Raw genomic sequence first — 24,210 nt, forward strand, 5'->3', positions numbered from 1 at the left:
AAGCCGCGCATGGGCTTCAATCTCGGCAGCGAAGGCAACAGGAAGCGGGCGGAACAGCCGGACCGGCCGCTGCGCCGCGGCTGGACGACAGGCGCCTGTGCCACCGCGGCGACCAAGGCAGCGCTGACGGCACTCCTCACGGGCGTCTTTCCCGATCCGGTGGAGATCACCCTGCCGAAGGGCGAGCGGCCGAGTTTTGCCCTCAACCGGCAGGGCTTCGCCGGTCACGAGGCCTTCGCGACCATCATCAAGGATGCCGGCGACGATCCGGACGTGACCCATCTGGCTGAAATCGTCGCGACCGTTCGGCTCGGCGCGCCAGGCTCCGGCATCATGTTCAAGGCCGGCCCGGGCGTCGGCACGGTGACGCTGGAGGGCCTGCCGCTGCCGCCCGGAGAGCCGGCAATCAACCCGGTGCCGCGGCGGCTGATGAGCGAGGTCGTAACCGCCCTCTGCGCCGAAGCAGGCCGACCCGCCGATGTCGAGATCACCATCGGCGTCACCAATGGCGAGGCGCTGGCGCGCCACACCTGGAATGCGCGGCTCGGCATCCTGGGCGGGCTGTCGATCCTCGGCACGACGGGAATCGTGCATCCCTTCTCCTGCTCGGCCTGGATCCACTCCATCCATCGTGGCGTCGACGTCGCCCGCGCGGCTGGGCTCGGCCATGTCGTCGGCGCCACGGGCTCGGCGAGCGAAGACGCCGTGCGAGTGCTCTACCCGAACTTGCCGGAGATCGCCTATCTCGACATGGGCGATTTCGCCGGCGGGCTCCTCAAGTATCTGCGCGCCCATCCCGTGCCGCGGCTGACCATCGCCGGCGGCTTTGCCAAGCTGACCAAGCTGGCGCAGGGGTCCATGGACCTGCATTCCGGCCGCAGTCAGGTCGACTTCGCCTTCCTCGATGCGCTGGCGCTGCATCTGCAGCCGAAGCGCAGTTCGGCGCTCGGAGCCGCGATCCTCTCGGCCAATACAGCGAAGGCCGCGCTGGAACTCGCCGCCCGCGAGGGCATCGACCTTGCCGCAGGCGTTGCCATCGAGGCGCAGCGCGCGGCGGCCGACGTGCTGCGGGGCGCAGCGGTCGCGGTGGACGTCGTCGTGGTGGATCGCGGCGGCGCGGTGATCGCGCGTGCCGGCTGAGACGATCCTCATCCTCGGTGGCACCGCGGAGGCGGCAGCGCTGGCACGACGGATCACGACAAGCTGGCCGGAACGGCGGCTGATCGTCTCGCTCGCCGGCCGTACCGCGGCGCCGGCCGCCATGCCGGGGACGTTGCGGATCGGCGGCTTCGGCGGCGCCGACGGGTTGGCGGCGTTCCTGACAGATGAGCGCATCGGGCGCCTGGTCGATGCGACGCATCCGTTCGCCGCGGGCATCAGCCGCAATGCGGCAAAGGCGACGACCCGCGCAGGCGTGCCGCGCCTCATGCTGCAGCGGCCGGGCTGGACGCCGGTCACCGGCGACAACTGGACCAGCGTTGCCTGCCTCGGCGCCGCGCGCGACGCACTGCCGCCCGGCGCCAGACCCTTCCTGGCGCTTGGCAGCCAGCATCTGAAGCCGTTCGCGCAGCGCCCGGACCTTCGGGCGATCGTGCGCATGGTGGATCCGTCCGCCGAGCCCCTGCCCTTCGCGGCGGAAATCATCCTCGGCAAGCCATCCGGCGATGCCGCGGACGAGGCCGCGCTGCTGGCCCGCACCCGCGCCACCCACCTCGTCTGCCGCAACTCGGGCGGCAGCGCGTCATACGGCAAGGTCAAAGCGGCGCGGCACCTCGGCTTGCCGGTGATCATGATCGAGCGGCCACCGGCGCCGCCGGGCCCAAGCGTCGCGTCGGTGGATGAGGTCATGGCCTGGTTCGACGGCTGAGGCTCACGCCTTGCGCGCCGGGCGCAGCACATGGACGTGGTCGGCATCGTATAGCTTGGAATCGATGAAGCCTTCGGCGCCGAGACCGCGGCCGACGAGGATCAGCGCCGTGCGCGTCAGCTTGGCGGCGCGCGCCTTGCGGTGGATATCGCCGAGCGTGCCGTGGATGAAGGCCTCGTCCGGCCAGCCGACGCGGTAGGCGATGACCGCCGGGCAGGATTCGCCATAGGCGGGCAGCGGGATCAGCTCACGCTGGATGTGCGGGATGTTGCGCACGGAGAGGTGGATCGCCAGCGTCGCGCCGCTTTGCCCGAGCGTCGACAGCTCCTCGCCCTCCGGCATCTTGGAGGACTGCATGGCGGTGCGCGTCAGGATGATCGTCTGGCAGACCTCGGGGACCGTGAGCTCCTTCTGCAACGCCGCCGCAGCCGCGGCAAAGGCCGGGACGCCAGGGGTGACGTCATAGGGGATGCCGAGGGCGTCGAGCCGGCGCATCTGCTCGGCGGTGGCGCCATAGATCGAGGGATCGCCGGAGTGGACGCGTGCAACATCCTTTCCCGCGGCATGTGCGGCCTCGATCTCGGCGATGATCTCGTCCAGCGTCATCGGCGCGGTGTCGAGCACGCGGGCACCGGCGGGGGCGGCCTTGACGATCTCCTCCGGCACCAGCGAGCCGGCATAAAGGCAGACCGGACAGGCCTCGATAAGCCGCAGGCCGCGCACGGTGATGAGGTCGGGCGCGCCGGGACCGGCGCCGATGAAATGAACGGTCATGGTGTCTCAGGCGGCGTTGGCGATGCTGACTTCGGCCGTGATCTTCGACCAAGGCACGTGGAGCCGACCCTCTTCGTCGCTCTCGATAAGGCCTAGCCAGCTCAGTTCCTTGACATCAGCGGCAACCATATCGGCGTCGCGGCCGAGCCTCTGGGCAAGAGCGTCCGGCATGGTCGGCCCGGCATGCTGCAACTTTTCCAAGAGGTCCCACCGCTCCGGCGACATGGTGCGCCAAAGCTCCTCGATGCTCTGGAATCCGATCCGCGGTGTCTCAGGTGTGTAGTCGCCCGCGTCGATCCGTCGGGCTGAGGCTAGGGCATGAGCGAAGAACGCGTCCAAGCTCGCAACATGGAGAATTATCTCGCTCACAGACCGATCTCCCTCATGACGTCACAACGAAAATCCAGGATCAACGTCGGAATGTCGACGAAGACATAAGGCTCCTCATGATCTCGGTAGTGCCGATGATCGCCTTTGCCTAGCTCGTTATCATATCCGACGATACGCTCATTGGGACGCCCGCAGAAGAGCGAGTATTTCAGTCCATGCGGCCGCTCCGGCGTGACCTCGGGCAGTCGCCAGATGCGTATCTGCATGATGAGGTCACCTACGATCGGCTCTTTGATGTCGAGGATTAGACTCGCCTTCACTGCTGGGCTGCCGGTGAAACGAGGGAAGTCAGCTTGTCTGCCACACCCTCGCCCGTCATTCCCTCCCCCGCCATGCCCGTCCCTGCCTTTCCCGAGTAGCCGCGGGGTGTGTAGACCCAGCGCCGGCCGTCGCCCGTCGTCACCGTGCGGCTTTCCGACGAGCCGACCACCACAACCGTCAGCATGTCGACCTCGTCGATGTCGAGTTCGCCGAGCGGCACGATGCGCACATGCTCGCCGGGACGCCCGAGATTGGTGGCGAGCACCACCGGCGTCTCCGCCGGGCGATGCTGCAGCAGCACATCGCGCGCGAAGGCGAGCTGCGTGCGGCGCTTGCGCGACACCGGATTGTAGAAGGCGATGACGAAGTCGGCCTCGGCCGCCGCCCGCACGCGGCGCTGGATGTCCGCCCAGGGCGTCAGCAGGTCGGACAGCGAGATGGTGCAGAAGTCGTGGCCGAGCGGCGCACCGGCCCGTGCCGCCGCCCCCTGCAGCGCCGAGATTCCCGGCGAGACGGCTATGGCAACCCGGCGCGCGGAGTCGGAGAGGCCGCCCTTGTCCAGAAGCTCGAAAACCAAAGTCGCCATGGCGTAGATGCCGGCATCGCCGGAGCAGACGAGGGCGACGCTCCGCCCCTCGCCCGCCAGTTCCATGGCATGGCGCACCCGCGCCTCTTCCGCGCCGAGATCGAAATCGTGCCGGCGCTTGCCGGCCGCCAGGGACCCCAGAAGATCGAGGTAGAGCGAGTAGCCGACGAGATCGGTGGAGGCCGCGACCATCGCCGAGACCTCCGGCGAGCGCCATTCGGCGCCGCCCGGGCCGATGCCGACGACATGGAGCATGCCGCGATCGCGCCCGATGGTTTGCGCTGCGATGGGGACCGGGGCAATCGCCAGCGCCGCGGTCGCGCGCTTCGCCTTCCGCTTGCCGACCAGCAGCCGACCTGCCGCGCCGACGGCGGCCAGCGCGGCACCTTCCGCGACGCCGTGGCAGCCGGTCTCGGCAAAGACGATGTCCGAAGGGCTCTGCAGCCGTGCGGCTTCGGCCTCCAGCCTTGCCGCTGCATAGAAGCGGGCCGGCACGCCGAAATGGTTCGCGACGGCATGAACCGCGGCCTCATCGGCCTTGAGGTCGATCGAGACGACGGCGGCCAGCGACAGCGGGCTGACGCCGGCCTCGGCGAGCACAGCCTCCGCCAGCGCGATCGCCTCCTCAGCCGGCGCACCGCGCTCGCAGCCGATCCCGAGGGCGAGCGTCGCCGGACGATAGACCAGTTCCAGCGGACCCGGTGCTGGGTCCCGCATCTCGCTCACCCGCAAGGTCACCGCACCATCGTCGCTGAGCGGGATTGCGGAAGCGTTCAGCCACGCCGCCTCGCCCTCCAACCAGGCCCAGGCGCCGGCGAGGAGCTCGGCCATCACGGCCTTGGCGTTCTCAGGGTTCTCCAGCCGCCAGCCAAAAGGCGGGGCGTCCAAAGCGACACCGAAGCGCAGATCCCCGGCCGTCGTCACGGCTGCCGGACAGCCCAAGGCGGCAGCGATAGTGCGGGCAATATCGTTGGCGCCATGGTGGCCGCCAAGCAGCGGCACGACCGCCGAGCCATCCTCGGCGATCGCCAGCACGGCCGGCTCCGTCGTCTTGTCGGCGAGGAGCGGCGCCAGGATGCGGATCATCGCGCCGGAGGCCATGATGCCGATGATGGGCCGCCCGGCGACAAACAGGGCGCGCAGATGCGCTGCGGCGCTGTCGAAGGTCACATCGACATCACTGACGCGGTCAACCGCGCCATGTATCTCGCCGCCGACCGCAGCGCGAATGCGCATCGCCACCGGCAGCGCGGCCGCCGAGAGGATGACGATCGCCGGTCTCATTCAGGTTCCTTTCGGCGCAGTCCGCCTGCCATCGCCGGCTCGACCCCGCGATAGCCGAGGATCATCGAGAAATATGGGGCCGCGTCCGGCGCTTCGGCGAGCGGCACGATGCGCTCGCCATCCTGCGAGACGCGTTCGAGATACAGCGTGCTGTCGAGTAGACCGAGCGAACCGAGAAGCGCTCGCAGGCGCGGCAGGTGCCGGCCGACCTTCATGATCGCAAAGCCCTGCGAGCGCTCGACCAGCGCGGCGATCGCCTCATCCGCCAGCGGTCCGGGAATAACGGTCAGAACGTCGTTGCGCGAGGCGAGCGGACGAAGCGCTGCCGCCGCCGAGGCCATGACGGAAGAGATGCCGGGAACGATCTCGACCTCGTGCGCGGTGGCGAGGCGCTCGAACAGATACATGAAGGAGCCGTAGAAGAACGGGTCGCCCTCGCAGAGCACCGCGACGTCATTGCCAGCGTCGAGCTCCGCCGCGATGCGCAGCGCCGCTTCGTCATAGACCTCACGGGCCGGAACACGGTCGACCCGCATCGGAATGGTGATGGCGATCTCCCGCTGGCCGCCGATCAGATGCGGCTCGACAATGCGGCGCGCCAGGCTCGGGCCGCTATCGGAAGCGGGATAAGCAAACACCGGCACCCCGCGCAGGATACGCAGCGCCTTCAGCGTCAGCAGTTCGGGATCGCCGGGGCCAACGCCGAGGCCGTAGAGGCGGCCACGCGGCTGCCCCGCTTGCACCGGCCCAAGTTCGCCGGGGGCTCGGCCGCGCGCCTCCGACATGGAGGTGTCGGTCATGCCACCCCCTTGACGAGATGCCAGTGGATCACGGGCATTGCCGGCTTCCAGCCGTGCAGGGAGCCGACCGGCTCGGCCCGCTCGACGCCGATGCGCAGCAACTCGCCGCCATGTTCTGCATGGAGCGCGAGGAGGATCGCTTCCGATTCCAGCGTCACGGCATGGGCGACGAGCCGCCCGCCCGGACGCAGCGCCGCATGCGCAGCTGCGAAGACCGCTTGCGAGAGTCCGCCGCCGATGAAGACGGCATCTGGCGTCGGCAGTCCGTCCAGAGCCTCCGGCGCGCGACCGCTGCGGATCTCGATCTCCGGCACGCCGTGTCGCTCGGCATTGGCAGCCATGAAGGCGCGGCGCTCAGCCAACGGCTCCAATGCAATGGCGCGCATGGCGCGCGCGGCCCGCAGCCACTCCACGGAGATCGCGCCGGATCCGGCGCCAATGTCCCACAGGCACTCGCCCGGATGCGGCGCCAGCGCCGAGAGCGCTAAGGCGCGCAACACGCGCTTGGTCATCTTGCCGTCGTGGGTGAATGCCTCGTCCGGCAACGGGCCGGCGCCCCATCCCCCTGCCGGATCATCGACGCCGCAGGTGACGGCGACGAGGTTGAGATCGGCGATCCCATCGAGATCGAAGGCGGAGGCCTGCGTCTCGCGCTGCCGCTCAGCCGCACCGCCGAGATGCTCCAGCACCGTCATCCGGCTCGCACCGAACCCAGCCTCCGTCAGCAGCGCGGCAATGCGGGCAGGCTCTGCGCCGTCGTCCGTCAGCACCAGCAGCCGAGTGCCATCCGCCAGCGACCGGCGCAAGGTCGCCAACGGGCGGCCGTGGACGCTGAGACACAGGCAGTCCTGCAGCGGCCAGCCGAGGCGCGCCGCCGCCAGCGAGAAGGCCGACGGGCTCGGCAGCACCTCCATCTCGGCCGGATCGATATAGCGCGACAGCGTCGCGCCGATGCCGAACCACATGGGATCGCCGGAGGCGAGGATTGCAACCGGCTCGCCGCGCCGGTCCTTCAGCGCCTTGATCGATTGCGTCAGCGGCGAGCCCCAGGCAATCGTCTCGCGTCCGTCCTCACCCAGCGCCGCCAGATGGCGCGCGCCACCGAAGACCACCGTTGCCGCATCAAGGCGCCGGCGCGCTGCCGGCGAGAGGGTCGCCACCCCCCCGTCGCCGACGCCTATCACCGTCAGCCAGGGCTTCATGCCGTCGCAGCGGCCGATCCGGCTGGGGTGCTGCCGCCAAGGCCCCCGGCCAGCGCATTAACCGCCGCGGCCGCCATGGCGCTGCCGCCGCGTCGGCCCTTGAGCGTGATAAACGGAATGCCGCGCGGGTCGCGCAGCAGTTCGTCCTTTGACTCCGCCGCGCCGACAAAGCCGACGGGAAGGCCGATGATCAGCGCCGGGCGCGGCGCACCTTCGTCAATGCGCTCCAGGAGGCGGAACAAGGCGGTCGGCGCGTTGCCGATCGCCACGACAGCGCCGCCGAGGCGATCGTCCCAGAGATCGACCTGCGCGGCCGAGCGCGTCGTTGCCTCGCGCTCGGCGATCTTGCCGACGCGCGGATCGTTAAGCCGGCAAATGATCTTGTTCCCGAGCACGAGATTGCGGGTGATGATGCCATGGGACACCATCTCGGCATCGCAGAGGATCGCACCGCCCTGCCGCAGCGCCTGCCGACCCGCCTCGATCGCCCCCTCGCTGACAACAAGATCGCGCACGAGATCCGTCATGCCGCAGGCGTGGATCATGCGGATCGCCAGTTCCTCCGCCTCCGGCGGCACGCGGCCGAGATCGGCTTCCTTGCGGATGGTGCGGAAGCTCTCCTCGTAGATCGCTGCGGGATCGCGCAGATAGGTCAGGCGGCGCACCGGCACCGCCGCATCCTCGGCGGTAAAGACATGATCGAGGCCGAGGATCCAGCCCTCTTCGGTGGTGACGGCCCGCTTCTCTTCCTCACCGAGATCAGCCGGCAGCGCGAAGAGATCGAGGAAGCGGCCATCGGCATCGAGTTCGGCAAAGCGGGTGGCCAGCGTCTCCACCTGCGCCTCATCGAGGCAGCTCTTCTCGCCCTGCTCGACCGCGAACATGGCGGGATAGATCTCGGCGAGCACCAGATCGGCCGACTGTTTGCGCGAGAAGCCGTTCTCAAACGGCCAGACGGCGATGCGCTCGGCGAATTCGGGATCACGCCGCAGCGTCTCGAGGCGGGCGATGCCGGTGAAGGCCTGGCTGCCGACGCTGCCGGTATAAGCGAGCTTCCACACCGGCTGCGCGCGGCGCGCCCGCGCTTCCGCCATGCGACGCTCCGGCAGGCCGGCGGGGTAAGGTGTCGGCTTCAGAGCGGGAAGGCCGGGAATATCCTGGTGAGCCGGGCGGCCCCAGAACATTGGCGTCGTCTTCAGAGGGCCGCGGTTGAAGATGCCGCCAAGCTCGAAGCGGTTGGAGAAGTTGTCGTCGCGGTCCTGCAGACGTGCCGCGATTTCGGCCCAGAGCGCCTTCCAGTCCGGACTGCCGGCGATCAGCTCGGCCGCCCCGGCGGGGTAGCCGAAGGGGAAGTCGAAGCCAGCAAAGACGCGCTTGCCGTCGGCGATCGCGCTGCGGAAGAGCTCGCGCAGCCGCTCCATTGCCGCCGCGCGCGTTGAGGGATTTGTCGTTTCGACAATCCGGACCTCCCGGCCGACCCGCTCGGCGATCGCGATCCAGATCGAATCGCGCCCCGTGGTCGGCGTGTTCGCCGCCGACCAGTCGACGACGGCATAGAGGTCGAAGACGCCGCTCATACGGTTTCCTTGGGAAGGGCCTTCATCGAGCGCGGGCCGAGCGGATGGTCGGCATGCGGATAGGGATGGTGGCCGTGGTCGTGACCATGGTGATGGCCGTGATGATCATGGCCGTGGGAATGATCGTGATGATGCCCGGCGCCATGATGACCGTGGTCGTCATGAGCGTGGGAATGCGCATGATCGTGGGAGTGCCCGTGATGATGCACATGCCCGTCATGCCCGTGATGATGGTGGTGGTCATGGCCATGATGATGGTCGCCAGCATGATGGTCGTGCTGATGCCCGGCCGGCCCATGGTCGCCCGGCGCCTCCGAGGTGCCGATGCCTTCGACATGATGATGGTGGCTCTCCTGCGGCAGGCCCACCTCCGCCTCGAAGCCCAGCACCTGCTCCCGGTACTTGCACATCTGGCAGTTCATCAGGTTGGTGCCGTCGAGGATCTCGTTCATCCGGTCGACGAAGGTTTCCACCACCAGATCGTGGTCACCGAGATAGGGCGCCTTGAGGAAACGAATCTCGGGATGGCGCGCCGCCACGATGTCGGTGTGGTCGTAGATGCGGCGCACGAGGATGCCGGTGAAGAGGAAGTAGGGGAAGACGACGATCCGCCGGTAGCCGAGCCGGCTGGCATGCTCCAGCCCCGGCTCCACCAGCGGGAAGGTCACGCCGGAATACACGGTCTCGCCCCAGCCGAAACCGAGCCCCTCCCAGAGCATCCGCATGACCTTGGCGACGTTAGAATTGGCATCGGGGTCCGACGCTCCGCGGCCGACCACCACCAGCATCGTGTCGTGCAGCGGCTCGCCATCGCGCCAGCCGTCCGCCCGCAGGCATTCACGGATCCGCTCACCGGCGGCGCGGATCATCTTCGGATCGATGCCGAGTTCGCGCCCATAGGTGATCGTCAGCCCGTTCGCCGCGGCATAGGTGTTGAGAACGGAGGGGATGTCGTTCTTGGCATGACCGGCGGCGAACAACATGCCTGGCAGTGCCAGCACCTGCGTCGCGCCGCCCTCGCGCAGCTTGTCGAGCCCGGTACGAATGATCGGGGTCGCGAATTCGAGATAGCCATATTCGAGCGGCCATTCCGGCAGGCGCCGCTTCAGCTTCTCAGCCAGTCCCTTGAACTCGTCGACAGCGCCCTTGTCGCGGCTGCCATGGCCGCACAGCATCAGAGCCTTCATGGTATGCACTCCTCCGTTTTTTCGTTCAGACGCCGGAGGGATGCCGGGCCTCGCGAAAGGTCCGCCATTCGGTCCGACAGCTCCGTCTTGGCCCCCTGCTTGGGTCGGCCTCACCGGATTGATCTCAGCCCGTCCACGGGCACCGTCAGGTACTGCCGTTCTAAAACAGGATTGGCGGCAAGCGTCAACGAACGCCCCTGACGCTTGGGAGCGCTGACTGCACGGACGGCGCGGGCTGAGCCGCCATAGCGGATCGCGGGGTCCGAACGCGCAGCACGCTGGGGCGGCAGGTGCGGCATCGGCGCGGATGCGATCTATCGACCGTGCGCTTTGCGTCAGACCCGGAAGCCGCTAAAGCCCTCGCATCATCCCGCCGAGGACTGCCGATGGCCGTCGATGCCACCTTTGCCGTGCTGGTGCTGGCTGCCTTCCTCGCCGGCTTCGTCGATTCGATCGCCGGCGGTGGCGGGCTGATCACCATCCCGGCCCTCCTTCTCGGCGGCGTCGACCCGCTGCAGGCGCTCGGCACCAACAAGCTGCAGGGGCTCTTCGGTTCCGGCTCGGCTTCGCTCGCCTATGCCTCCAAAGGCCATGTGAACCTGAAGGCGCTCGCACCAACCGCCCTCCTGTCCTTTCTCGGCGCAGCGCTCGGCGCGCTCGGCGCCAAGGTGCTGCCGACGAGCGTGCTGGAGACGCTGCTGCCGTTCCTTCTCATCGCTATCGCCCTCTACTTCGCGCTGAAGCCAGGGCTTTCGGACGCGGCGGCGGAGCGGCGCATCAGCCCGCGCCTTTTCGCCCTGACGATCGTGCCGCTGATCGGCTTCTATGACGGGCTGTTCGGACCGGGTGCGGGCTCCTTCTTCATGCTGGCCTTCGTCACCCTCGCCGGTTTCGGCGTCCTGAAGGCCACGGCGCACACCAAGCTTCTCAACTTCGCCTCCAATTTCGGCGGCTTCGCCGTCTTCGCCCTGTCCGGCGCAATCCTGTGGAAGCTCGGCCTTGCCATGGGCGTCGCGCAGTTCCTCGGCGCGCGGCTCGGCGCGGCCTCGGCCATGCGCTTCGGCGCCAGGCTGATCCGCCCGCTCCTCGTCGTCGTCTGCCTGGCACTCGCGATCCGGCTCCTATGGACGTGAGGACAGGGTGCCGAGAGGCCGCCGGATGAAGCGGCCCGCGACCATCATGCTGCAAGGCACCGGATCCGACGTCGGCAAGACGGTGCTCGTCGCCGGCCTCTGCCGCCTCTTCGCCAACCGAGGTCTGACGGTCCGACCCTTCAAGCCGCAGAACATGTCGAACAATGCGGCCGTCGCCGCTATTCCGGAAATCGGCGGCTCGGGCGAAATCGGACGCGGCCAGTGGCTGCAGGCGCTCGCCTGCCGGACCGCGCCGAGCGTGCACATGAACCCGGTGCTCTTGAAGCCGCAGTCGGAGACCGGCAGCCAGGTCGTCGTGCAGGGGCGCGTCAGGGGCGAGGCCAAGGGGCGCGACTACCAGCGGCTGAAGCCCGAGCTTCTCGGCGCCGTCCTCGACAGCTTTGCCCGCGTCGGCACGGGTGCCGACCTCGTTATCGTCGAGGGTGCGGGTTCGCCGGCCGAGATCAATCTGCGGGCCGGCGACATTGCCAATATGGGATTTGCGACGGTCGCAAACGTGCCGGTGATCCTCGTCGGCGACATCGACCGCGGTGGCGTGATCGCCTCGCTGGTCGGCACACATGCGATCCTGCCGGAGACCGACCGGGCGCAGGTCCGCGGCTTTCTGATCAACAAGTTTCGCGGCGATGTCTCGCTGTTCGACGAGGGACTGGCGGCGATCACCCGCTTCACCGGCTGGCCGTCGCTCGGCGTGGTGCCCTTCCTGAACGATGCGTCCCGGCTGCCGGCGGAGGATTCCGTCGCGCTGGAGCGGCTGGCCCGCCCGACCGCAGCTAGGACGGACGGACGCCTCCTCGTCGCCGTTCCGCAGCTGGAGCGCATCGCCAATTTCGACGATCTCGATCCGCTGATTGCAGAACCGGGCGTCAAAGTCGTGTTCGTGCGGCCCGGCGAGCCGCTGCCCGAAGCGGCAAGCCTGGTGCTGATCCCAGGCTCGAAGTCGACGATCGCCGATCTCGCCGCCTTCCGCCGCAACGGCTGGGATGCCGACCTGCGGCGCCATCATGGGCGCGGCGGGCACGTCGCCGGCCTGTGCGGTGGCTACCAGATGCTCGGCCGCCGTGTCGCCGACCCGCTCGGCATCGAAGGCCCGCCCGGCGAGATCGATGGCCTCGGCCTTCTCGACGTCGAGACGGTGATGGAGCCGGAGAAGACGGTGCGCGAGGCGCGAGGCGTGTTGCCGGACGGCCTGCCGCTCACCGGCTACGAGATCCATCTCGGCCGCACAGCAGGCCCGGACTGCGCCCGGCCGGTGTGCCTCATCGACGGCGTGCCGGACGGCGCGACGAGTACCGACGGCCGCGTCTTCGGTACCTATCTCCATGGCCTGTTCGCAGCCGATGAATGGCGCCGGCGCTTCCTCCGGCGGCTCGGCGTCGATGCCACCGGCGTCAGCTACGCTGCAGGTGTCGAAGCCGCCCTCGACGCCATCGCAGCCGAGCTGGCGCGGTTTCTCGACATCGACGCGCTGCTGCGGATCGCGGAAGACGCTAGGACCGCGCCATCCACGTCTTGAACTTGTCCGCCCAGGCGGGGTGCCAGCGCGACAGCGGCGGGCGGTTCTCGATGATGTCGCCGGCGGCCCAGGCGATGCGCTTCTCGTCGGTTTTCCGATCCACGTCGTTGTCCGGGCACAAGATGTAGAAGTCGTCGGTTTCGAGTTTGTCCATGAGGAAGTCGACGAGCTCCTCCGCCGTCCAGGCACCGGCTGGCTTCTCGACCCTCTCCCCCTTGGTGAGGTTGGTGAAGACGAAGCCGGGGATCAGCAGCCGTGCCTCGACGCGCCCGCCTTCGCGGTTGCGCAGCTCGTGCTGCAGCGCCTCGGCAAAGGCCTTCACCCCGGCTTTGGCGACATTGTAGGCGGGATCGCCCGGCGGCGTGGTGATGCCCTGCTTGGAACCGGTGACGACGATCAGCCCCGGTTCGCCGCTATCAGCCATGCGCTCGCCAAAGACCTGCCCGACATGGATGATGCCACCGAGATTGATCGAGAGGATCGCCTCCCAGGTTGATGCGGCGCCGAAAACGGCGCTGCCCGGCTGGATGGCGGCATTGTCGAGAAGCACGTGGACGGCGCCCCAGCGCGAGAACACCTCGTTGGCCAGGGCCTCCACCGCGACCCGGCTTGAAACGTCTGTGTCGCTCGTCATCACCGCCTCGGCACCGGCAAGCCCCTCAAGCTCGGCCCGAGCCGCAGCCAGGCGCTCGCGGTCGCGGTCGACGATGCAGACGCGCATGCCGAGGCCGGCAAAGCGATGCGCAGCGGCAAGTCCGATTCCGGAGGCGCCGCCGGTGATCACGGCGACATGGTTCGGCGACAGGAGCGGGTGGGTCATGAGCTTGCGTCCGGCTGATCGATGTCCTCCGGAGATAGGGCGAGGCGGGCAACGTCCAGCGTCCTGGCTCAACCAAGCCAGCGCTGGGGCGCATTGACACCCGACCGCGCCCGTCTATCCTTGGCGCCGGATGGTCCCGGGCACGAGAATCGTCGTCCGGGCTAAGAGGGAATGCGAAGGGCCGACCCAATTCGGGGACCTTCATCGCAGCCGACCCCGCGACTGTAGAGCGGCGAGGCCCTTCCACCGTTTTCGACCGGCTATGCCGAGGAGACGGAAACGCCACTGGAGCACGTCTCCGGGAAGGCAGGAAGAGCGCCGACGACCCGTGAGCCAGGAGACCTGCCATCCTCAGCACGGCCGCCGCAGGCGGTCATCACGGAGGTTGAACCCATGTCCATTCGCACCGGCACCGTTGCCGATCTCAGTGCATCCACGCGCCTTGCCGTCGGCATTGCCGCGCTCTTCACCGGCGCCTTCCTGATCTGGGGCGTCGGCTTCGCCCATTCAGAGGCGTTGCACGACACCGCCCACGACGTCCGCCACTCCTACGGCTTTCCCTGCCACTGAGGGATTGAAGCCATGATCGGACGGTTTTTCCTGGCTGCGCTGGCGGCCGGGCTGTTTGTCGGCGCCCTGATGACGCCGGTCCACTATGCGCGCCTGGTGCCGCTGATCCTCCACGCCGAAACCTTCGAGAGTGGCGGCGCGGCGGCGCACGACCACGCTGCCATCAACGATGAGACCATGGCGCTGCGGCTCGTCGGCAGCGCCACAGCCGCACAAACCGCTACGGACGGCGCCGGGCTCCTCCACCTCGTCCACTCGCCGGCCGCCTCCGGCGAGGAGGGCGACGGCACCGGGCTGTTCGAGAGCCGGCTGCTCGGCACCTTCTTTGCCAACATCGTCGCCGGGGCGGGCTTTGCCCTGGTGCTGGCCGCGATCAGCCTCCTCCTTGGCGTGCCTCTCACGGCGGCCAATGGCGCGCTCTGGGGCGTCGTCGGCTTCTTCGTCGCGTCACTCGCCCCGGCGATCGGCCTTGCGCCGGAACTGCCGGCGATGCCGGCGGCCGATCTGGCGGCCAGGCAGACCTGGTGGATCGCCACCGTCGCCCTCACCGGCATTGGCGCCTACCTCCTGATCCTGAGGTCCGAAGCCTGGGCCAAGATCGGTGGCCTCGTGCTGGTCGCGCTGCCGCAGATCTACGGCGCACCGCAGCCCGACACGCTGGACAGTCCGGTTCCCGCGACGCTGGCGGCCGAGTTCGCCTCCTCCTCGCTCGCCACGGCGGCGGTCTTCTGGCTGGTCCTTGGCCTCTGCCTCGGCCTTGCCATGGACCGGTTCGGAGCCCGCGAAGCGTGAGCGATCCAACCCGGCGCGATGCTGCGCCGGGCCTCACTCTGGTTCTCGGCGGCGCGCGCTCCGGCAAGAGCGCCTTTGCCGAGGGCCTCGTCCGTGCCAGGGGGCCTCAGCCGGTCTATATTGCGACCGGCCGGGCTTTCGATGCGGAGATGCAGACGCGCATCGCCACGCACCAGAACCGGCGTGGTCCGGAGTGGCGGACGGTCGAGGCGCCGATCGATCTGGCCGGCACCATCGAGGCGCTTGGCGATGACACGAGCGCCATCCTCGTCGACTGCCTGACCCTCTGGATCACCAATCTGATGCTGGAGGAGCGGGACATCACGGCCGCATGCGAGGAACTGCTCGGCGCGCTGGCGGATCGCAGCGCCAAGCCCTCCGCGCCGCCGCTGGTGCTCGTCTCCAACGAGGTCGGTCTTGGCATCGTGCCGGACAACGCCATGGCTAGATCCTTCCGCGACCACGCCGGCGCCCTCCACCAGCGCGTCGCGGCGATCGCGACAAACGTTTATTTCGTCGCGGCCGGTCTGCCGCTGACCCTGAAAGGTTGAAACCATGAGCGAGAAGATCCCCGCCACGGTGATCACCGGCTTCCTCGGTGCCGGCAAGACGACGATGATCCGCAACCTTCTGGAAAATGCTGGCGGGCGGCGCATCGCGCTGATCATCAACGAGTTCGGTGACCTCGGGGTCGACGGCGGCATCCTCACCGGCTGCGGCATCGAGACCTGCAGCGAGGACGATGTCGTCGAGCTTACCAATGGCTGCATCTGCTGTACCGTCGCCGACGACTTCATCCCGGCGATGACGAAGCTCCTGTCGCGGGAGCGCCTGCCAGACCACATCGTGATCGAGACCTCCGGCTTGGCACTGCCGCAGCCGCTGGTCGCGGCCTTCAACTGGCCGGAGGTGAAGACGCGCGTCACTGTTGACGGCGTCGTGACCGTGATCGACGCTGCTGCCGTTGCCGAAGGCCGGTTTGCCGACGACGAGGCGGCGATTGCGGCCGAACGCGCGGCCGATACGAGCCTCGACCACGACAATCCGCTGGAAGAACTCTTCGAGGACCAGATCACCGCGGCCGATCTCATCGTGCTCAACAAGGCCGACCTCGTCGACGCTGCGACGCTGACGCGGGTGAAAGCTGAGATCGGCGACGGCAGCGCCCGTCCGCTGAAAATCGTGACGACGGAGAACGGCCGCCTGCCTGCCGAGGTGCTGCTCGGCATCAAGGCCGGCACCGAGGATCTGATCGCCGCCCGCAAGTCGCATCACGAGCTGGAACACGAAGACGGTCACGAACACGATCATGACGACTTCGAGAGCTTCGTCGCCATTGCCGGCGCTGTGAATGACCCGACCGGCTTCGCCGAGGGGTTGAAGGCGCTGATCGGCCGGCACGACATCCTGCGCCTCAAGGGTTTCGCCGACGTGCCGGGCAAGCCGATGCGCCTCGTCGTCCAGGCTGTCGGGCAGCGTGTCGCGACCTACTACGACCGACCTTGGAAGCCAGACGAGATCAGGGCAACGCGGCTGGTGGTGATCGGCCTGCATGACGGACTGGACGAGACGGCGATCACGGACGAGATCATCGCCCTCACCGGCTCCCCCGACCCGGCCTCTGCCGGCGTCACGGAGTAGGCGGAGCCTTACGCTTGCACCTTCTCCTCGCCCAGAAGGGAACGATCGCCGAGGGGGGCGAGGCGGTCGATCTCGGCCAGAGCCCAGGCGATATCGTCGTCCTATCTGCGGCAGATACCGAAATCGCAGCTCTCGCGGGCGCGGCGGGGCGGCTCGGCGACGATGCGCCATCGCTGCGCCTCGCCAATCTGTTGCGCCTGTCGCATCCGATGTCGGTCGATACCTATGTCGAGCGGACGGCGCGGCATGCCAGGCTCGTGGTGGTGCGGCTGCTCGGCGGTGCTGCCTATTGGCCCTACGGGCTCGACGCGCTGCTGGCGAATGCGCAAGGCAGCGGCTCGCAACTCGTGGTGCTGCCCGGCGACGACAAGCCGGATCCCGGCCTCGACCGTTATTCCACCGTTCCCACTGAAGCGCGCGACCGGCTGTGGCGCTACCTCGTCGAGGGCGGGGCGGAGAATGCGGCCAAGTTTCTCCAGGCCTGCCAAGCCTTGCTGGACGGCAGCGACTGGCCGCCGGAAGCGCAGCCGCTCCTGAAGGCCGGGCGGTTCGAACTGCCCTCCTCCCGCAACGGCGATGCGCCCGACAGGGAGCGACCGCTGGCGGCGATCGTCTTCTACCGCGCCCTCGTGCAGAGCGGGCAGACCGAGGCCGTCGAGGCTCTGGCCGCCGCGCTCGATGATGCCGGGCTCGATGCGCTGCCGGTCTTCGTCACCAGCCTCAAGGATGCGGTGTCCGCTGAGACGTTGCGCGCCCTGTTCCAGCCGCGCCCGCCATCGGTGGTGATCAACCTCACCGGCTTTGCCGTCTCCTCGCCCGGCGCGGCCCGTCAGCCGACCGTGCTGGAGGAGAGCGGCGCCGTCGTGCTGCAGGCGGTGCTGGCAAGCGGGTCTGAGGAGGCCTGGGCACAGTCGACGCAGGGCCTCTCGGCCCGTGACCTTGCCATGAGCGTCGCCCTGCCGGAGATCGACGGGCGGGTTCTCTCCCGCGCCATCGCCTTCAAGTCGGCCGCGACCTGGGATGCGCGCACTGAGACCGACATCGTCGGTCGTCGCGCCCGCCCGGACCGGGTCCGCTTCGTCGCGGACCTTGCGGCGCGCTGGGCCAGGCTGCGCCGCACAGCACCGGCACAGCGGCGGATCGCCATCCTCCTTGCGAACTACCCTAACCGCGACGGCCGCCTCGGCAACGGCGTCGGCCTCGACACGCCGGCCGGCACGATCGAGGTACTGCGCGCTCTCGAAGATGCCGGCTATGCCGTCGCGGGCATTCCCGCCGACGGCAATGCCTTGATCCGGCACCTGATGGCGGGCCCGACGAATGCCGGCGTCGCCGCCCGTACCATCCGCGAGACGCTGTCGATCGCCGACTATTCCACCTTTTTCGACACTTTGCCCGATGCGGTGCGGACCGCCGTCACGGATCGCTGGGGTGCGCCGCAGAGCGACCCGTTCTTCGATCCGGATTATGGTTTCGCCCTGCCGCTGGCGCGCTTCGGCAGCGCAATCGTCGGCATCCAGCCGGCGCGAGGCTACAATATCGACCCGAAGGAGACCTACCACTCCCCGGATCTGGTGCCGCCGCACAACTACATCGCGCTCTATGCCTTCCTGCGCAGCCGCTTCGATGCCGACGCGATCATCCACATGGGCAAGCACGGCAATCTCGAATGGCTGCCGGGCAAGGCGCTGGCCTTGTCGGAGGACTGTTTCCCGGAGGCGGTGATGGGGCCGCTGCCGCATCTCTACCCCTTCATCGTCAACGATCCCGGCGAAGGCACGCAGGCCAAGCGCCGCACGTCGGCCGTGATCATCGATCACCTGACCCCACCGCTGACGCGCGCCGAGAGCTATGGGCCGCTGAAGGATCTCGAAGCGCTTGTGGACGAGTATTACGAGGCTGCGGGCAGCGATCCGCGCCGGCTCCTGCTCCTGAAGCGGCAGATCCTCGATCTCGTCGCCGATATCGGGCTGGGCGAGGATGCCGGCTTCTCGCCCGGAGAGGGCGAGGAACGCCAACTCGAAAAGCTCGACGCGTATCTCTGCGATCTCAAGGAGATGCAGATCCGCGACGGGCTGCACGTCTTCGGCCTCGCGCCGGAGGGGCGGCTCCTGACCGACCTCGTCACCGCGCTGGCGCGCCTGCCCCGCGGCATTGAGCCTACGGAGGCTTCGCTGCACCGGGCACTTGGGGCCGATCTCGGCCTCCTGCCCTTCGACCCGCTCGATTGCGCCATGGCCGCGCCCTGGGATGGGCCGCGGCCCCCGGCCCTCCTGGAGCGCTCCGGCGACCCCTGGCGCACGGCCGGCGACACGGTGGAGCGCATCGAGCTTCTGGCCGCGGCGCTGGTGGACGGCTCTGCAAGACCCGAACCGACCTGGGCGCAGGCTCGCGCCGTGCTGGACGGGATCGCCTCGACGCTGAAGCCGGCCGTGCAGGCCTGCGGCACGGCCGAGATCGCGGGGCTGCTCGCCGGTCTCGATGGGCGCTTCGTCGAGCCCGGCCCATCCGGCGCGCCGACACGCGGGCGCCCGGACGTGCTGCCGACGGGCCGCAACTTCTTTTCCGTCGACACAAGAGCCGTGCCGACCGAGGCGGCCTACACACTGGGGCGCAAGTCGGCCGAGCTCCTGGTCACCCGCCACCTGCAGGAGCATGGCGACTGGCCCCGCTCTATCGGCCTCACCGCCTGGGGCACCGCTAACATGCGCACGGGGGGCGACGACATCGCCCAGGCCTTTGCGCTGATCGGGGCGAAGCCGGTCTGGGATCGCGCCTCACGCCGCGTGACCGGGTTTGAGATCGTCACGCCGGCCGAGCTCGGCCGGCCGCGCGTCGACGTCACCCTGCGCATCTCCGGCTTCTTCCGCGACGCCTTCCCGGATCAGATCGCCCTGTTCGACCGGGCGATCCGCACCGTGGGCGCCCTCGACGAGGACGCCTCCGAGAACCCGATCGCCGCGCGGATGCAGGCCGATGCAGCAGTGCTCGCGGCCGAGGGCGTCGGCACGGCCGAGGCAGCGCGGCGGGCCGGCTTCCGCGTCTTCGGCTCCAAGCCCGGCGCCTATGGCGCGGGGCTGCAGGCGCTGATCGACGAGCGCGGCTGGACCGACAAGGGCGATCTCGCCGAGGCCTTTCTCGTCTGGGGTTCCTACGCCTATGGCGCGGACGCCGCCGGCGAGGCCGAGCGGCCGCTCCTGGAGACCCGACTCGCCGGCATCGAAGCGGTGGTGCAGAACCAGGACAATCGCGAGCACGATCTTCTGGATTCCGACGACTACTACCAGTTCGAGGGCGGCATGACCGCCGCGGTGGAGGCGGTGTCCGGCACGCGCCCGGCCGTCTACCATAATGACCATTCGCGCCCCGAGCGGCCGGTGATCCGCACGCTGGAGGAGGAGATCGGCCGCGTCGTGCGTGCCCGCGTCGTCAATCCCAAGTGGATCGCCGGCGTCATGCGGCACGGCTACAAGGGTGCCTTCGAGATCGCTGCGACCGTCGACTATCTCTTCGCCTTCGCCGCGACCACCGGCGCGGTGCGCGACGCGCATTTCGATGCGGTGTACCGCGCCTTCGTCGCGGACGAGGCGGTGCGCGCCTTCATGACCCAGAACAACCCGGACGCTTATCGAGAGACCTGCGAGCGTCTCGCCGAGGCGGTGGAGCGTGGGCTCTGGCAGCCGCGCTCCAACTCGGCCGCTATCACCTTGGCGGACGGCGCGCGGCGCCGGCCGGCCGATCCGGCCACGCATGGATCAGCGGCGTCCGCCGCACCACACTGATTGGAGGACAGATATGGCCGAGAAGTCGGAACTCCTGCAGACCATGACCGAGGCCGAGCTCGACGCCCGCCACGCCGAGAAGATGAAGAAGAAGAAGGCGGCGCGCGACAAGATCCTCGCCACCAAGACGATCGAGAAGGGCCTGCTGATCGTCCACACCGGCAAGGGCAAGGGCAAGTCCACCGCCGCCTTCGGCCTCGTCTTCCGGGCACTCGGCAACGGCATGAAGATTGCGGTCGTGCAGTTCGTGAAAGGCAAGTGGGAGACCGGCGAGCGCAAGGTGCTGGAGCACTTTCCCGACCAGGTCACGATGACGGCGATGGGCGACGGCTTCACCTGGGAAACGCAGGACCGCCAGCGCGACATCGCCGCGGCGAAGGCGGCCTGGGAGCGGGCGAAGGCGCTGATCCTCGACGATGAGCACCAGATGGTGCTGCTCGACGAGCTGAACATCGTCCTGCGCTACGACTATCTCGACATCGCCGAGGTCGTTGAGTTCCTGAAGGCCAAGCCGGAGATGAAGCACGTCATCGTCACCGGGCGGAACGCCAAGGACGAGCTGATCGAGCTCGCCGACCTCGTCACCGAGATGGAGATGATCAAGCACCCCTTCCGCTCCGGCGTGAAGGCGCAGAAGGGCATCGAGTTCTAGGCGCTCAGGGCGGCAGGCGGCACGCCGCGCGCCACAAGGCTACTCAGGCTTGAAGATCCCAATGCCGAGCTCGGCATAGTTCATGAAAAGATCTTCAAATGGCCGCCTTGGCCAAGATGATACGCTGTACCGTCGACTGCTTCTCAGATGACAATGGAGACTACGCCGGAACGTAGCGACCGTCATTGAGCATGGTGAGCGCCATTCCGGCTGCCAGAGCCTGATGGCCGGCTTCATATCGCGCGATCATTTCAAGCTGCTCTCGTGCTTCCCGCGGTGCGACGACAAGCGTGGCATGAGCCGCATTCAGTCGAACCTGTGCATTATCGTGCTTGAGGAGAGAAACGAGCGCTCTTCTCTGATCTCCGTCGCGACGCTTCAATTCGGCCGTAAGGGCAAAGAGCCTTGTCGCAAGACGGTTGAACCGTCGATTATCATCGTCCTCAATCGCGGCCGCCTCTGCAAGGCCAATGCTGATATACTCGGAGACGATCTCGTCTATAGAGGCGACACTTAGCGACTTTCGCGTTGTCATTTCAAAATACCCTCTCTACGAAGAGCATCCAGGCCGATCCTGTATTGCTCGTCCCAGCTCTTTCCGCGCAGATACTGCCGAGGAGAGAGCCATCCGAACGCAGGATCTTTTCGTTGGTACCACCCGCTGATCTGCCAATGCTTCAGACGTGAGATGCGTACGAGGTTCTCCGGTCCGTTGACCATGGAATCAGGGAAACCGTCCTTGATCGCGGCGGCTTCCTCGACGATGTGGTGGATGTCATAGCCGTCCTTCCATCCCTCTGCCGCGCCGCGCCGCAGCTCGGTCAACGATTTCGGAGCGTCGAAATAGGCCTCGATCCAGGGGTAGTAGGTATAGAGCCAATAGGACGCCTCAGCAGCAAGGATGGCCACTCCAAGCGGACCGACCGCACCGCGCAGCAGCGCCTTGGCGGCAAAGCGGACGAATGCCTTGACGACGATGTGACGCCCCTGCCGAGTGGCCGGCTCCTCCCTCGGGATCGAAGGCGGATCCTCCCACAGCGGGCCGCGATTGTGGTCCTTGGGCGCTGGAAGCTCCAGGCGCGGCTCTTTCGGCGGGGTCTTGGGGAAGCCGTCGCCGCCGCTGACAACCCGGGGCTTGCGCCGGCTGGTGACCGTGATCTCGGTGGGCGCCCGACCGGTGCCGCGTCAGCGGCCGCCGGCGCACCCGCTGCATTTGGGGTGACGCGGCTGGTTCGGGTCGAAGCCGGCTTTCAGAAAGAGCCGCAGCGCCGCAGCCGTGACCTTGAGCCCGGCGATCCTCCTGCGCAGTTCTACCAGACCACCGTTCCGCATGAGCCCTCCGCGTTTGACACGCAGAGAGGCTACGGCGGCCGCAATGACCGAGGATAAGGTGGCTCATGGACGACGATGAGCCCATAATCGGAGACGCGGCATTACTGCCGACGGCCTGCGGAGGTGTTCTCGCCCTGGAGGTGCAACGTGTCAGCCGTCGGCGATGCCGCATAAAGCGCCAGCTCATCCGGTTGAGCTGACGGGTCGCCTCAGTTCGATTTCTTGCCTGCAGCCCTCAGCCGAGCCGGCTCAGGAAGTCCGTCCCGAACAGTCCGATGACGCCGACGATGATCAGGTAGATCGCGACGATGTAGTTGAGCAGCCGCGGCATGATCAGGATGAGGACGCCGGCGATGAGCGCGACCAGCGGCTGAATGGCAATGACTTCCATGGTGTGATCCTTTCGGCAGCTCGCCTGGAGCGTTCGCCTGCGCTCCGCAGGCCGTTGCCGTTTACAACCGGTCGCGGCTCCGACGGTTCCGCCGGCTCACGGTGGATGGCCATGTCCCGCTGGCAGCCTCGCCGCCCTGCCGGCAGCCGGACGCCTAACCGACGGCCCTCGAGTCGCCAAACCTCACCGCAAGCCCTTCGGCTCGTCGACCCTTCGGATCTCGCCGCGTTACCCCATATGCCAGCCATGGCTGACGGTGAGCGACTGGCCAGTCAGCGCCGCCGAGCCGAAGGATGCGAGGAACACGGCAACGGAAGCGACGTCATCCATGGTGGTGAACTCGCCGTCCACCGTGCCGCCGAGCATGACGCGCGACACGACCTCCTCCTCGGAGATGCCGAGGTCCGCCGCCTGCTGCGGGATCTGGCGCTCCACCAAGGGCGTGCGCACAAAGCCCGGGCAGATGACGTTGGAGCGCACGCCGTGCTTCGCCCCCTCCTTCGCCATCACCCGCGCAAAGCCGAGGATGCCGTGCTTGGCCGCGACATAGGCGCTCTTCAGCGGCGAGGCGAGATGGCTGTGCACCGAGCCCATATAGATCAGCGAGCCCGACCGGCGCGGATACATGTGCTTCACGCAGGCCTTGGTGAGCAGGAACGAGCCGCCGAGATGGATGTCCACGACCTTGCGGAACTCCTCGTAAGGAAACTCCTCGACCGGGTGGACGATCTGGATGCCGGCATTGGCGACCATCGTGTCGATGTGGCCGAAGCGTGCCGCCACAGCGTCGACGCCGGCATTCACCGCCGCTTCGTCGCTGACGTCCATGCGCACTGCCATCGCCGTGCCGCCGCTCCGCTCGACCTCGGCCACGACAGCCTCGGCGCCCTCGATCGCAATGTCTGCAACGGCGACCGTGGCCCCCTCGGCGGCAAAAGCGAGCGCGATCTGCCGGCCGATGCCGGAGCCGGCTCCGGTGACGACAGCGACGTTTCCGGTCAGCTTCATGGGCGCATCTCCATTGCAAGGACGCGCTGATCCCATCGCGCATCCGGCAGCGGCGGCACGATAGCACCGGTGGCGCCAAGGCCAAGATGCCTTCGCAGCGGCGACTGCGGCGGCGTCGCGGCAGCCGTGGACAGGTCCGGGCGGGACATGTGCTGCGTCACGGCTCACGGTGGCGGCAAACAAAAAGCCCCGCCGGTGGTGCCGGCGGGGCTTTCCTATCCTCGTTCAGGACGAGATGCCGGTCTCAGAACTCCTCCCAGCCATCGGCCTCGGCCGCAGTCTTGGGGGCGGCACCGCCGGTCCCCGTGGTGCGCATCTGCACGACGGTGCGGGCAGGCGCGGCTGCCGCGCGGGCCGGTGCCGGCCGTGCGGAGGCCTTGCGGGCCTGGGCGGCATGGCCGGCGGCCGAGGCGGTGCGGAACTGGGCGATGAGGTCGGCCAGCTGGTCGGTCTCGGCAGCCAGCGTCTGCGCGGCGGCGGTGGCTTCCTCCACCATCGCGGCGTTCTGCTGGGTGACCTTGTCCATCTGATCGGCGGCGGTGGAGACCTCCTTCAGGCTCACCGCCTGCTCCTTGGCGCGGCGGGCGATCTCGGTCACGACCTTGCTCATCTCGCCGACCTGGC

The 24,210-nt window shown here is 68.1% G+C and carries 23 protein-coding genes, 1 pseudogene and 1 riboswitch; of the genes and pseudogenes, 10 read left to right on the forward strand and 14 right to left on the reverse strand.

Annotated elements, in window-relative coordinates:
* The first annotated feature begins 9 nt into the window (after positions 1–9).
* Together C0R46_RS18175 and C0R46_RS18180 are read left to right on the forward strand one after the other, a co-directional pair.
* On the forward strand, positions 10–1,140 hold the full coding sequence (locus tag C0R46_RS18175) for a cobalt-precorrin-5B (C(1))-methyltransferase (RefSeq protein ID WP_102961115.1): 1,131 nt from the start codon (positions 10–12) through the stop codon (positions 1,138–1,140).
* The gene (locus C0R46_RS18180) at positions 1,130–1,867 is read left to right on the forward strand and encodes a cobalt-precorrin-6A reductase (RefSeq protein WP_102961080.1); all 738 of its coding nucleotides are present in this window, start codon (positions 1,130–1,132) and stop codon (positions 1,865–1,867) included. The genes C0R46_RS18175 and C0R46_RS18180 overlap by 11 nt, the downstream gene beginning before the upstream one ends.
* Before the next feature lie 3 nt (positions 1,868–1,870).
* On the opposite strand, the gene cobM is transcribed toward C0R46_RS18180, so the two are convergent.
* The 8 genes from cobM to C0R46_RS18220 all read right to left on the reverse strand — a co-directional run bounded on the left by cobM (position 1,871) and on the right by C0R46_RS18220 (position 9,928).
* Entirely contained in the window at positions 1,871–2,641 is a 771-nt protein-coding gene (gene cobM / locus C0R46_RS18185; RefSeq protein ID WP_102961081.1) for a precorrin-4 C(11)-methyltransferase, read from the reverse strand.
* Positions 2,642–2,647: 6 nt separating this feature from the next.
* Entirely contained in the window at positions 2,648–3,010 is a 363-nt protein-coding gene (locus C0R46_RS18190; protein WP_102961082.1) for an HVO_A0114 family putative DNA-binding protein, read from the reverse strand.
* Entirely contained in the window at positions 3,007–3,237 is a 231-nt protein-coding gene (locus C0R46_RS18195) for a toxin-antitoxin system TumE family protein (protein WP_102961116.1), read from the reverse strand. Before C0R46_RS18195 ends, C0R46_RS18190 begins: the two co-directional genes overlap by 4 nt.
* A gap of 50 nt (positions 3,238–3,287) precedes the next feature.
* A complete protein-coding gene (gene cobJ / locus C0R46_RS18200; protein WP_102961083.1) occupies positions 3,288–5,162 on the reverse strand; it encodes a precorrin-3B C(17)-methyltransferase in 1,875 nt (624 codons plus the stop codon).
* On the reverse strand, positions 5,159–5,962 hold the full coding sequence (gene cobI, locus C0R46_RS18205; protein WP_245413663.1) for a precorrin-2 C(20)-methyltransferase: 804 nt from the start codon (positions 5,960–5,962) through the stop codon (positions 5,159–5,161). The genes cobJ and cobI overlap by 4 nt, the downstream gene beginning before the upstream one ends.
* On the reverse strand, positions 5,959–7,164 hold the full coding sequence (cbiE, locus tag C0R46_RS18210) for a precorrin-6y C5,15-methyltransferase (decarboxylating) subunit CbiE (protein WP_102961084.1): 1,206 nt from the start codon (positions 7,162–7,164) through the stop codon (positions 5,959–5,961). Before cbiE ends, cobI begins: the two co-directional genes overlap by 4 nt.
* Positions 7,161–7,820, reverse strand: a complete 660-nt coding sequence (locus C0R46_RS21180; RefSeq protein WP_245413668.1) for a precorrin-8X methylmutase — start codon at positions 7,818–7,820, stop codon at positions 7,161–7,163. Before C0R46_RS21180 ends, cbiE begins: the two co-directional genes overlap by 4 nt.
* Before the next feature lie 917 nt (positions 7,821–8,737).
* Positions 8,738–9,928, reverse strand: coding sequence for a sirohydrochlorin chelatase (locus tag C0R46_RS18220; RefSeq protein ID WP_102961086.1), 1,191 nt, complete (start codon positions 9,926–9,928; stop codon positions 8,738–8,740).
* A 386-nt stretch (positions 9,929–10,314) separates the two neighbouring features.
* Here C0R46_RS18220 and C0R46_RS18225 point away from each other — a divergent pair, with 386 nt between their 5' ends.
* Together C0R46_RS18225 and C0R46_RS18230 are read left to right on the forward strand one after the other, a co-directional pair.
* Positions 10,315–11,061 carry a TSUP family transporter gene (locus C0R46_RS18225; RefSeq protein ID WP_102961087.1) on the forward strand — a complete coding sequence of 249 codons (747 nt, stop codon included), beginning with the start codon at positions 10,315–10,317 and terminating at the stop codon, positions 11,059–11,061.
* Between the two features lie 25 nt (positions 11,062–11,086).
* Positions 11,087–12,598 (forward strand): cobyric acid synthase, encoded by a 1,512-nt coding sequence (locus tag C0R46_RS18230; protein WP_245413664.1) that lies wholly within the window; start codon positions 11,087–11,089, stop codon positions 12,596–12,598.
* On the opposite strand, the gene C0R46_RS18235 is transcribed toward C0R46_RS18230, so the two are convergent.
* The gene (locus C0R46_RS18235) at positions 12,573–13,418 is read right to left on the reverse strand and encodes an SDR family NAD(P)-dependent oxidoreductase (protein WP_102961088.1); all 846 of its coding nucleotides are present in this window, start codon (positions 13,416–13,418) and stop codon (positions 12,573–12,575) included. The two genes, C0R46_RS18230 and C0R46_RS18235, sit on opposite strands and share 26 nt — an antisense overlap.
* Positions 13,419–13,532: 114 nt before the next feature.
* Positions 13,533–13,782: riboswitch (cobalamin riboswitch) on the forward strand.
* Between the two features lie 29 nt (positions 13,783–13,811).
* Here C0R46_RS18235 and C0R46_RS18240 point away from each other — a divergent pair.
* From C0R46_RS18240 to cobO, 6 genes are read left to right on the forward strand one after another with little or no spacing between them, the layout of a single operon-like run.
* Positions 13,812–13,988: a CbtB domain-containing protein gene (locus C0R46_RS18240; RefSeq protein ID WP_102961089.1), complete on the forward strand. Its 177-nt coding sequence runs from the start codon at positions 13,812–13,814 to the stop codon at positions 13,986–13,988.
* A gap of 12 nt (positions 13,989–14,000) precedes the next feature.
* Positions 14,001–14,780, forward strand: coding sequence for a CbtA family protein (locus C0R46_RS18245; protein WP_102961090.1), 780 nt, complete (start codon positions 14,001–14,003; stop codon positions 14,778–14,780).
* Positions 14,777–15,331, forward strand: coding sequence for a bifunctional adenosylcobinamide kinase/adenosylcobinamide-phosphate guanylyltransferase (gene cobU, locus C0R46_RS18250; protein ID WP_102961091.1), 555 nt, complete (start codon positions 14,777–14,779; stop codon positions 15,329–15,331). Before C0R46_RS18245 ends, cobU begins: the two co-directional genes overlap by 4 nt.
* A 4-nt stretch (positions 15,332–15,335) precedes the next feature.
* Positions 15,336–16,421, forward strand: a complete 1,086-nt coding sequence (gene cobW / locus C0R46_RS18255; RefSeq protein WP_102961092.1) for a cobalamin biosynthesis protein CobW — start codon at positions 15,336–15,338, stop codon at positions 16,419–16,421.
* A gap of 14 nt (positions 16,422–16,435) precedes the next feature.
* Positions 16,436–20,203, forward strand: coding sequence for a cobaltochelatase subunit CobN (gene cobN / locus C0R46_RS18260; RefSeq protein WP_102961093.1), 3,768 nt, complete (start codon positions 16,436–16,438; stop codon positions 20,201–20,203).
* Positions 20,204–20,216: 13 nt separating this feature from the next.
* Positions 20,217–20,855 (forward strand): cob(I)yrinic acid a,c-diamide adenosyltransferase, encoded by a 639-nt coding sequence (gene cobO, locus C0R46_RS18265; RefSeq protein ID WP_102961094.1) that lies wholly within the window; start codon positions 20,217–20,219, stop codon positions 20,853–20,855.
* A gap of 160 nt (positions 20,856–21,015) precedes the next feature.
* Here the strand turns inward: cobO and C0R46_RS18270 are convergent, their stop codons facing one another.
* The 5 genes and pseudogenes from C0R46_RS18270 to C0R46_RS21185 all read right to left on the reverse strand — a co-directional run.
* Positions 21,016–21,390 carry a DUF2019 domain-containing protein gene (locus tag C0R46_RS18270; RefSeq protein WP_102961095.1) on the reverse strand — a complete coding sequence of 125 codons (375 nt, stop codon included), beginning with the start codon at positions 21,388–21,390 and terminating at the stop codon, positions 21,016–21,018.
* Entirely contained in the window at positions 21,387–21,764 is a 378-nt protein-coding gene (locus tag C0R46_RS18275) for a hypothetical protein (RefSeq protein WP_102961096.1), read from the reverse strand. Before C0R46_RS18275 ends, C0R46_RS18270 begins: the two co-directional genes overlap by 4 nt.
* Before the next feature lie 658 nt (positions 21,765–22,422).
* Positions 22,423–22,578 (reverse strand): DUF3096 domain-containing protein, encoded by a 156-nt coding sequence (locus tag C0R46_RS18280; protein ID WP_102961097.1) that lies wholly within the window; start codon positions 22,576–22,578, stop codon positions 22,423–22,425.
* A gap of 228 nt (positions 22,579–22,806) precedes the next feature.
* Positions 22,807–23,586: a 3-hydroxybutyrate dehydrogenase gene (locus C0R46_RS18285; protein ID WP_102961098.1), complete on the reverse strand. Its 780-nt coding sequence runs from the start codon at positions 23,584–23,586 to the stop codon at positions 22,807–22,809.
* A gap of 244 nt (positions 23,587–23,830) precedes the next feature.
* Positions 23,831–24,210 (reverse strand): annotated as a pseudogene (locus C0R46_RS21185) (methyl-accepting chemotaxis protein); the annotation flags it as partial.

This window comes from Mangrovicella endophytica, from assembly GCF_002893625.1.
Taxonomy (GTDB): domain Bacteria; phylum Pseudomonadota; class Alphaproteobacteria; order Rhizobiales; family Rhizobiaceae; genus Mangrovicella; species Mangrovicella endophytica.

Coding starts and splice junctions, on each gene's coding strand:
- C0R46_RS18175 (WP_102961115.1), top strand. CDS start 10: ATGGGCTTCAATCTCGGCAGCGAAGGCAACAGGAAGCGGGCGGAACAG.
- cobM (WP_102961081.1), bottom strand. CDS start 2,641: ATGACCGTTCATTTCATCGGCGCCGGTCCCGGCGCGCCCGACCTCATC.
- C0R46_RS18195 (WP_102961116.1), bottom strand. CDS start 3,237: ATGCAGATACGCATCTGGCGACTGCCCGAGGTCACGCCGGAGCGGCCG.
- cobJ (WP_102961083.1), bottom strand. CDS start 5,162: ATGAGACCGGCGATCGTCATCCTCTCGGCGGCCGCGCTGCCGGTGGCG.
- cobI (WP_245413663.1), bottom strand. CDS start 5,962: ATGACCGACACCTCCATGTCGGAGGCGCGCGGCCGAGCCCCCGGCGAA.
- cbiE (WP_102961084.1), bottom strand. CDS start 7,164: ATGAAGCCCTGGCTGACGGTGATAGGCGTCGGCGACGGGGGGGTGGCG.
- C0R46_RS18220 (WP_102961086.1), bottom strand. CDS start 9,928: ATGAAGGCTCTGATGCTGTGCGGCCATGGCAGCCGCGACAAGGGCGCT.
- C0R46_RS18225 (WP_102961087.1), top strand. CDS start 10,315: ATGGCCGTCGATGCCACCTTTGCCGTGCTGGTGCTGGCTGCCTTCCTC.
- C0R46_RS18230 (WP_245413664.1), top strand. CDS start 11,087: ATGAAGCGGCCCGCGACCATCATGCTGCAAGGCACCGGATCCGACGTC.
- C0R46_RS18235 (WP_102961088.1), bottom strand. CDS start 13,418: ATGACCCACCCGCTCCTGTCGCCGAACCATGTCGCCGTGATCACCGGC.
- C0R46_RS18240 (WP_102961089.1), top strand. CDS start 13,812: ATGTCCATTCGCACCGGCACCGTTGCCGATCTCAGTGCATCCACGCGC.
- C0R46_RS18245 (WP_102961090.1), top strand. CDS start 14,001: ATGATCGGACGGTTTTTCCTGGCTGCGCTGGCGGCCGGGCTGTTTGTC.
- cobW (WP_102961092.1), top strand. CDS start 15,336: ATGAGCGAGAAGATCCCCGCCACGGTGATCACCGGCTTCCTCGGTGCC.
- cobO (WP_102961094.1), top strand. CDS start 20,217: ATGGCCGAGAAGTCGGAACTCCTGCAGACCATGACCGAGGCCGAGCTC.
- C0R46_RS18270 (WP_102961095.1), bottom strand. CDS start 21,390: ATGACAACGCGAAAGTCGCTAAGTGTCGCCTCTATAGACGAGATCGTC.
- C0R46_RS18280 (WP_102961097.1), bottom strand. CDS start 22,578: ATGGAAGTCATTGCCATTCAGCCGCTGGTCGCGCTCATCGCCGGCGTC.
- C0R46_RS18285 (WP_102961098.1), bottom strand. CDS start 23,586: ATGAAGCTGACCGGAAACGTCGCTGTCGTCACCGGAGCCGGCTCCGGC.